4 protein-coding genes are annotated in these 5,866 nt (G+C 46.2%); all 4 read right to left on the bottom strand.

Going from position 1 to position 5,866, the window contains the following annotated elements:
• Nucleotides 1-501 precede the first annotated feature (501 nt).
• A complete protein-coding gene (locus ACWVCM_RS02130) occupies nucleotides 502-1,083 on the bottom strand; it encodes a Tll0287-like domain-containing protein (protein WP_455200054.1) in 582 nt (193 codons plus the stop codon).
• 200 nt (nucleotides 1,084-1,283) lie between these two features.
• On the bottom strand, nucleotides 1,284-1,670 hold the full coding sequence (locus tag ACWVCM_RS02135; RefSeq protein WP_455200055.1) for a hypothetical protein: 387 nt from the start codon (nucleotides 1,668-1,670) through the stop codon (nucleotides 1,284-1,286).
• A 39-nt stretch (nucleotides 1,671-1,709) separates the two neighbouring features.
• Nucleotides 1,710-4,862, bottom strand: coding sequence for an efflux RND transporter permease subunit (locus ACWVCM_RS02140; RefSeq protein ID WP_455200056.1), 3,153 nt, complete (start codon nucleotides 4,860-4,862; stop codon nucleotides 1,710-1,712).
• 44 nt (nucleotides 4,863-4,906) lie between these two features.
• On the bottom strand, nucleotides 4,907-5,866 hold a 960-nt coding region (locus ACWVCM_RS02145; RefSeq protein WP_455200057.1), incomplete at its 5' end, for an efflux RND transporter periplasmic adaptor subunit.

Below are 5,866 nucleotides of genomic sequence, written 5' to 3' on the forward strand. Positions count from 1 at the left end.
GCTATGAGTATTCTTTTGCCGAAGATACGATAATAAGTGCTCCTTTCGATATTAATTTTGAATTAGCGCGGTTTGCAACGACGATGAGTAAAACATAATGCAAAATCTCGGATAGGGTATTTGCTTATTGAACTAAGAAAATTTCTTATTGCCAGGTATTAAGATGAGGGAGAGAAAGTGATTAATAAATTTTAATCGCTATTTAGATAGCAAAATAAAGTATTCTATTTGGTACATAGGGTAGCGGTTTAATAAATACTTAGTTTCGAACTTAGAATAAGATAAATATCTGTATTTATCGATGAGCAGACATTGCATGACTCATAACCCAACGCCAGCTTTGGGGAGGACTACATTTAGATTAACAGTAAGCAAATGGCAGCAATCAGTATAAATGAGAAGTAAACCGCAAAACTATCGTTCTGTTTTTATACCCAGCTACTATTAATAAAAAAAGGCGGTGATTAACCGCCTTTTTCATTCTTAATTTAAGTCGATCTATTACAGAGGTCTTTTAATACTCACGGCGCCACGAAGATCACCCGCTTTGTAGCCTTTAGCCTGATCGTGTGGATAGCGTTCTTTCAACAAGGCTTTCACTTCATCTTTCATTCCCGCGGGATCACCATGGCAGGCGAGGCATTGACCTTTAACACCTATGGCTTTCATGAAACGAAAGTATTTACCATTGGGTTCTTCCACAATTTCGGCGAATGCCATTTTGTCAAACTTTTCCCCCTTGGCGGCCCGATCCTGAAACTTTGCTAACACTTTCTGCTCCCAGGGATCAGGTAAACCCAACATAGGATTACGTACCCGGGTGCCAACGCGTGTCACCTTCCAGCCTTTCTCCCGGGAAATTTGCGCAGTAATCTGAGGCGCCAGTTCCGAACAAACTTTTACCGCAGCGACCGGCCCACCTGCCTTCATTTCCTTTTTCATGGCACCACCCAACTGTTTCACAAAAGCTTTTGTGGTTGCGACAGCTTCCTCCTTCATGGCTTTCATATCCTCGGCAACAACTACAGAACTGATGCTGGTGAAGAATACGGAAATTATAAAAAGGGACGACAATTTTCTCATGCGATCCTCCAAATAGAGTATTAATAACAAAGGGTTATATGATTGAAAAGAATAAAATGCAAATACACGACAAGTATATTAGAGATTTCTTATTTTTCATCCCGGGCTAATAGTCATTAAGTGTCTCTTAAGAATACGCAAGGCATACGCCCGTCATCTGAAACAGACAAGGATAGCCAAACAAATTGTAGAAGTAGTCGTTACCGTTTTCTCGGAAGCAATGGCTGTGCGATAACCTGTATTTCATTGTCTGAAATCAGGCCGTCGCCATTTTCATCAATCTCTTCAAACAGCATAGGACCCGAATCCGCGAGTTCGGGAATTTTACTGCGCATAGTAACGATGTTGGGGTCGGTCTGGAACTGGGCAAATTCATGCACATCCAGAAAGCCGTCGAAGTTAGTATCGTGACGATTGAATGCATCACGGATGGTTAAAAAGTGCTGTCTCAATTCCGGGCTAGGTACGGAAGGATCACCAATCTCATCTGCGCGTTTCTTTGACGCATTGCCTGCGCATGATGTAATTACCAGAACTGTTAAGATTAAGCCCAATATCTTACACATTGCTTGAGATAGTTTTTTCATTTATCGCTAGCCTTTTTTTGTTATCTATCGACTGGTGATTTATTGCTCTACCTGGAGTTCGGCAACTGCCGTTTCATCTTTATAATGTAGCATAGTATAAATAGCAGGGACGAGTAACAAGCTGACAATCATAGAAAACGACAGGCCTGCAACAATGGTAACCGCTAAAGGCTGCAGCATTTCGGCACCCTCGCCCAATCCTAAAGCTAACGGCAACATACCCACCACAGTTGTTAACGTCGTCATCAATATCGGACGCAAGCGAAGCCGTGCTGCTTCTATAATTGCTTCTCGTTTCGCCATACCTCGCGCACGCACAATCTCGATATATTCCACCAGCACTATGGCGTTATTGACAACAATGCCGGCTAACATGATCAAACCCAACTTGACCGGCATGGATAACTGTAATTCCATAAAATCAACGCCCATCGCAACGCCAATAATCGTAAAGGGAACACTAAGCATTATGACCAATGGATTACGTAATGACTCATATTGCACCGCCATAACCACAAACACCAGAAACAGGGCCAACCCTATTAATACAGGAACCATCTGCCTGCCTTCCTGCAAAGCTTCCTTGGAGCCTGCCTCATACAAATTGTATCCAGCCGGAATAGAAAATTCCTGCAATACCGTGTCCATCTCTTGCAGCACGCCGCCCAATGTCGCATCTTCAGATATCGAGGCACTGACTTCTACAATACGCATTTGATTGTCTCGGGTAATGCTGGCTGGCGATTTTATTAACTGTATTCTGGCAACGTTGCCCAAATAAATCGGTGGGTTGTCTTTGGTACCGGCAAAGAGTAATACCGATTCCAGGTCCTGCGGATTAGCCGCCTCGGTTTGTGGCAATCGAATGCGCACATCGTAGGCACGGTCGCCTTCGATAAAATCAGTAACGACCTTACCTTCCAGTGCCACTTGCATGGCATTCGTAATATCTTCCACATCAATACCTAAAGCACTGGCCCGCTCACGATCAATATCAATGGATAACTCAAAATTTTCGTCCTCTAACGAATGTTCTAAATTCTGCAGCCCTTTTATAGTGCCCAGCTTTTCTACCAGCTCATTTGCCATACCTTCCAGTACATTCATATCCGAGCCTCGAATACGCAGACTAATATCTTCATCCCCGCGACTGGTGCGTATACCTCGAATACCACGCTGATACATGCGGACCTTGATACCTGCCAATTGCTGTTTAGCGATCGCTTTTTTCATTTTCTTGATCCATGCGTGACTACTGAGCGCCCTGTCACTCAATGGAACTAACTGCACGGTCATCGTAGTACTATTGGGAGTTTCACGTTCGGTGCGACCAAAAATCCGCCCCCCCACAAGGGTGAACACCATATCGGCTTCGGGTTGGGATAAAAATAATTCCTCAATTACTCTGGCGCCACGATCCATTTCATCCAGGGTAACCCCTGGATCAGCAGAAATACGCACAGTAATACGACCGTCATCGAGTTTTGGTAAAAATGCTTCTTTCCCACTAAAAATAGTTGGAAACGCATAGAACAACCCAGCAATAAAAATGATGGGTAATACCCAGGGTAGACGCAATACCCAGCCCACAACGACACCATATAGTTCCTGCAACGCGTGCATGCGGCCGTCGATAAACCTGCGCACTCGGCTTTCCCTGGCCGTGGTGACTTTAGCAGCCAGCGCCGGCACCAGTGTTAACGCAATAATCATCGACGCCAGAATAGCCGCCGAGATGGTAATGATTAATTCCCGAAACAATAATCCCGTTAGTCCACCAATAAACAGGAAAGGCAAAACGGCTGCCAGGTTGGTGGAAGTAGCGGCAACAATGGCACTATTCACTTCCTTTGCTGCGGTTATAGCCGACTTTTCAACAGGCTCGTTATCTTCTCGTTGATGCCGATAAATGTTTTCCAGCATTACAATCGTATTGTCCACCAACATACCAACACCCAGGGCAAGCCCACCCAGCGTCATAACGTTCAACGTCAATCCACCCAGGCCCATCAACACAAAGGTCACCATGATAGCAATAGGAATGGCGCTGCCGATGATCAAGGTGCGACGTAAATTACCAAGAAAAATATAAACCACTGCCATGGCCAACAATGCGCCGCTCAATGCGGCCAAAGTTGAGTTGTTTAGTGACTGTCGAATGTAGATGGATTGATCCGACACCGGCACCATTTCGATATCTTCGGGTAACAGTCCCTGCTGCCGCAAATAGGCTATACGGTCATTAACCACTTCAACCACGGCCACGGTGTTGGCCGATGGCTGTTTCTGAATTGACATTTTGACACCGCTAATACCGTTGGCCCGTACTCTTATACGTTCATCTTCATGCGTATCAATGACGTTTGCCACTTCATCAAGATAAATTGTATTACCGTTTGGTAGTCTCAGAGGTAGTTGTTTGATTTGTTCAACGCTGGTAAATCGCCCGCTAATCCTGCCCGATATCTGTTGCCGGGACATTTGCAATCTTCCCGTGGGATCCTCTCGGTTGCCCCGTTGCAAGGCATCAATGACATCGTCCATTGCCAAACCAATACCCGCAAGGCGCTGTTGATCAACCAGCACATGGATTTCCCGCACCATGCCGCCACCGATTTCCGCAGCGGCAACACCCGGCAGGTTTAAAAACCATTTACGCAAGACATCATCTGTCCATGATCGCAACTCAACGGCGTCACGTAACTGCGAAGTCACGACGAATTCCAGAACCGGTATCTGTGAAGGATCTCTTTTATAAATAACCGGTGGATCGATCGTGTCCGGTAAAAAACGTTTGGCGCGGTCAAGACGAGTACTGGCATCACGCAAAGCGATATCGATATCTTTTCCGTATTGAAACGAGAGATCAACGGAAGTCGCGCCCTGGGAAGTTCTGGACTGAACATTCACCGCATCTTCAGTGATTGCCAGCTGTTCCTCCAGCTGCCGGGTCACCCGGTCTTCCATTACCGTCGCCGGAACGCCAGGATCAAGTATGCGAACCCGGATATCGGGGTAAATAATATGTGGTAGCAAATCGATGGATAAGCGACCGAGCGAAAACACGCCTAACACAATCACAGCCAGGGCGATCATACTGACACCAACCGGGTGCCGAATCGACCACGCAGCCAGACCACCGGTACGGGCTGTCAGCTGTTTTAATCCCAGCTTAATGGGTTGTTGTGCCATAGGTGTTTAGCCATTTTGTTTGCCATCGTGCTCGCTACTGTTTATTAGCCCACAGGATCCGTGGATTGCTTTTGCTTTTTCTTGTCCTTTGCCTCTTTACTTTGACCTGCCTTCTTTGCCTTTAAAGAAACGACCTTTACCTTCTTCCCGTCTGCCAGATCAAGAAATCCTTTTGTTACCACTTGCTGGCCTTCGTCAAGGCCTTTTAATATCTCAAGCTGTTCCCCAATGCGAAGCCCACCTACCACCGGTTTTCTTTTTACTTTACCTTGTTCGTCAATCGCAAACACATACTCACCCTTTTGGTCACGGCGTAGCGCATTAAATGGAATGACTAATCGCTCTGCGGCCTGGGTGTGTAACCTGATTCGGCACAGTTGTCCCGGGCGCGCGCCCTGCGGTACCGGTTTTAACTCCACTTCAACAGTACCTCGGCGGGTCACTGGATCAAGATTGGGATGAATACGACTAATACGGCCCTTGAAGGTTTGATCACCCAGCGCATCAATTGATACATCGACTCCATCATTAACAGAAAGCTTGGAAATTAACAGTTCCGATAAAGTGACCTCGGTAACCAGTGATGTGGGATCGGAGATCGTTAAAAGGTGTGTATAGCGTTCTGCAATATTACCAGGTTCAGTGTGTCTGGCACTGACAATACCGGTGATTGGGGATTTAATAACGGTATACGATAGCCGTGTTGCCAGTATTTCTTCATCCGCTTTGGCAACCTGCAATGCGGTTTCGATCCGGCTTAGTTCCTCATCGGAAACCAGTTTTTTCTTATAAAGATTGCGGGTGCGATTAAGATCCTGCTCTGCCTGCAACCGGGTTGCTAATGCCCTGGCCAGCTGCGCGCGTAATAACTTGTCATCAAGACGAACCAGCATGTCGCCTTTTTTTACGCGATCCCCTTCAAAGAATGGCAATTGAATGATCTCGCCGTCTTCCTGGTTGTGGATTTTCACTTCCCGTCGCGCACGCAAAGTACCGGTGCGGAC

Source organism: Kaarinaea lacus, assembly GCF_975902315.1.